The organism is Clostridium sp. (genome assembly GCF_051650885.1).
Classification (GTDB): domain Bacteria; phylum Bacillota; class Clostridia; order Clostridiales; family Clostridiaceae; genus Clostridium.
The window spans coordinates 1-2,957 of the sequence record NZ_JBOFRG010000228.1 but is presented as its reverse complement, the minus strand read 5'-3'; the positions used below and the strand labels follow the sequence as shown (position 1 = coordinate 2,957).

The 2,957-nt window shown below is 33.5% G+C and carries 2 protein-coding genes and 1 pseudogene; all 3 read right to left on the bottom strand.

Annotated elements, in window-relative coordinates; all coding sequences use genetic code 11:
• Positions 1 to 248, bottom strand: a 248-nt coding sequence (locus ACRC28_RS10840) for an RNase H-like domain-containing protein (RefSeq protein ID WP_438543462.1), incomplete at its 3' end; no start/stop codon positions are given.
• A 322-nt stretch (positions 249 to 570) separates the two neighbouring features.
• A pseudogene (locus ACRC28_RS10835) lies at positions 571 to 852 on the bottom strand (reverse transcriptase family protein); the annotation flags it as partial.
• 97 nt (positions 853 to 949) lie between these two features.
• Positions 950 to 1,972, bottom strand: a complete 1,023-nt coding sequence (locus tag ACRC28_RS10830; RefSeq protein WP_438543461.1) for a hypothetical protein — start codon at positions 1,970 to 1,972, stop codon at positions 950 to 952.
• Positions 1,973 to 2,957 lie beyond the last annotated feature (985 nt).

Genomic DNA, 2,957 nt, shown 5'->3' with positions numbered 1-2,957 from the left:
CTTAATCTTTCCAATTTCAATGTTCCGAAGATATGCTTTGTTTTCATGCTCTTTAGCGCGGAGTGGTCGGTGATGACTTTAAACCTCCTTCCTCTTAAATAGTAGTCGAAATATTTGATACTCCATGCCATCGCAAGGAATTCTAACTCTGTGATTCCTAGCTTTATTTCTGCAGGGGTTAGCATTTTAGATGCCCATTCAACAACTCTCAGTTCTCCTTCAATTTCCTGTTGAAGTGATGCACCGATACCACTTCTAGATGCGTCAGTTGTCAGTACAAATTTCTTTGTTAAATCTAGTATACAGAGAGATATGTCTCAATTGATCTTATTCTTTAGTTCAATGAATGCTTCATTGCATTTCTTATCCCACTCAATTTCTGAACTCTTCTCTTTCAATTGATTATATAACGGGGCAGCAATACTGGATAAATTCTTAATGTATTTTCTGTAGTTATTACAGAATCCTAGAAATCTCTGAAGTTCTTTCCTTGATTTTGGTATTTAAAGTCGAGTATCTTCTTTAAATGTTGTTCAATCGGGAACTTTCGGATACCATCTATAAACATTCCTAGTAGTTTAATTTTTTTTGTTTATATTGAATCTTCCTTTCGTTTTGTTTAAATTTATTCGCACTAAGTGCTTTCAGAACTGCTTCTAGATTAAAATCGTGTTCTTGTTCTGTTTCTCCAAAAACTATTATGTCATCCAAGTATACACAACATTTCTTGTCTATATGGTCCTTGAGTACTCTGTCCATTATCATTTGGAAGAGTCCTGGGGAGTTCTTAAACCCTTGAGGCATTCTTGTGTACTGGTACAGCCTATTTTTGAAGTAGAAAGCTGTCTTGTGTTTATCTTGATCTGAAAGTAACCGTCCTTAAGATCCAGAACTGTAAAAAATTTCTTACCTTGTGTCTTCTCGATGATGCTTGTATTAGAGGAATCGTTTAGTTGTTGTCTTCAACTAGATTATTCAAAAATTGCATGTTAGATGTTATTCTAACTTCACCTGTGGGTTTTAAAACTGTTCGTATGGGGTTGCGCCACGATGATGTTGATGGTTCAATGTAACCAGCTTCAAGCATTTTATCAATTGTTTTACTGGCTCCTTCTAACATGTGGTGGGGAATGTTTCTGTATTTAATGTTCACTTTTTTGTTTAGTGGTGTACTTATTTCACACATAATTTCGTCGTATCCCACACTAACTGAATTATCAAATAAAGTTTGATGTCTCTTCGTCAATTGGTTTAGCTCCTTCCTCTGCTTTTCAATTTTGCGAATGGTTCCCAGACCCAACAAAATGTCAAACTCCTTAGTAGAAGTTTCAACGATCAAGCATTCTTCAGTGATCGTCACGTCATCGACGGTTAGTGTCAAGCTCACTTTCCTATTAACAGTTGTGATTAATCCAAAAAAAATTTTCAGTGTTATTTCAGAACAGGATTCTTCAACTAAACCCCTCTCTAAACATTTCTCTCTACTTATTATTGTTACATCACTCCCTTGGTCTAAAAAAGCTTTAACTATCTCTCCATTAACTTTGATTTCTTTAAATCTATCTTCCTTCTCCTTGTTTACGGCTTTCAGCACTTGGTTTAACATTTTAGCCTCATCTTTCTTGGTTTCAGTTTCTAGTTTTTTGGAGTTTTTGTTTACATTCTCTGGGATATATGGTTTCTTTATCTGCTTTTTTGCTCGAGTTAGAAGTTTCATCTCCTTCTCATTTTCAACCATCGCAGAAAATTTTTCAATATAGTCAACTTCCTTCACAATGTAGTCATATTCTTGGTAGATGTCTTTCTCCCATATGTACTCCTTAAGTAAGATTTGGGACGTCAAGGTTTCTTGTGCAGTGTTGCAGATAATCATTTTTGCGTTCTCTTGCTCGAGGTTGGCATCATATGCCAGAAGGATAACTTTCTGTAGCCATGTGCTAGTCTTCTCTGTGATCTTCTGCCGTTGTTTCAACAGATCTTCCAATGCTTTCTTCTGGACATACTTCTTAATCCTTCCTTTAAACTGCCTCCAACTTATTTTAAAAAATTTTTCCTCTTCACTTAGTAAAAGTCGAACAGTGTCTCCGTCTGAATTAAATAATAAAAAACCATCTTCTCCTTATCTAAACTTATATTTTTGGCCTTAAAATATACGTCAAACTTCATGCAATATACCATTGCATATTTCAATCTGAATACCATTGCGTTTGTATTCTTTTTCGTGTCCTCGACATCGGGTGCCATGTTGACAATGTTTAACATAAGGGTACTTTAATAATATATTTTCCTTAAATAGAAAAGGGGGAACAACATTGAAAGACATTTAATTAATAGTTCGATTGGAGTCATTTCTCAGAATTTATCTATGTTTTATTTTTCGAGGTTCTAGAATTCTGCGTGAGAAAGGTAGATCTTGAGTTAAGAGTAAGAAGGTTATGAACGATCCCATCATCCTAGTGTCTTAATAATCAGGTTTCCGAGACGTTGAGATGGTTCGTCAGTTCCGAGGTACTCTTATAGGTTGATCGTTTTGAAGAGTATTTAATCTATTTCTCTGTGTCTGGTTTTGAAACGTTAGAAGTTCCAGAAAGAAGTCTAGAATTCTGTGAAGATTCATGAGAATGAATAGAGTGGCGTAGTTACACGATAATCTTCTATACTTGGTATTGATCATTTACATTTAATATTTGATTTTTACTAAATTTTGTTCATTTTCATTTTATATTTGATTTTTACTAAATTTTGATCATTTACATTTCATATTTGATTTTTACTCAATATCGATCTCATTTATTTATTATTTGATTTTTACTCAATATTGATCTTTTAGACTTCATATTTGATTTTTACTAAATATTGATCTTTTAGACTTTTTTTGATTTTTTCTTAATTTTAATCTTTCTGTCTTCAAATTGATCTTTTACGCTTACAATTAATCCTTTATACTTCATATTTAC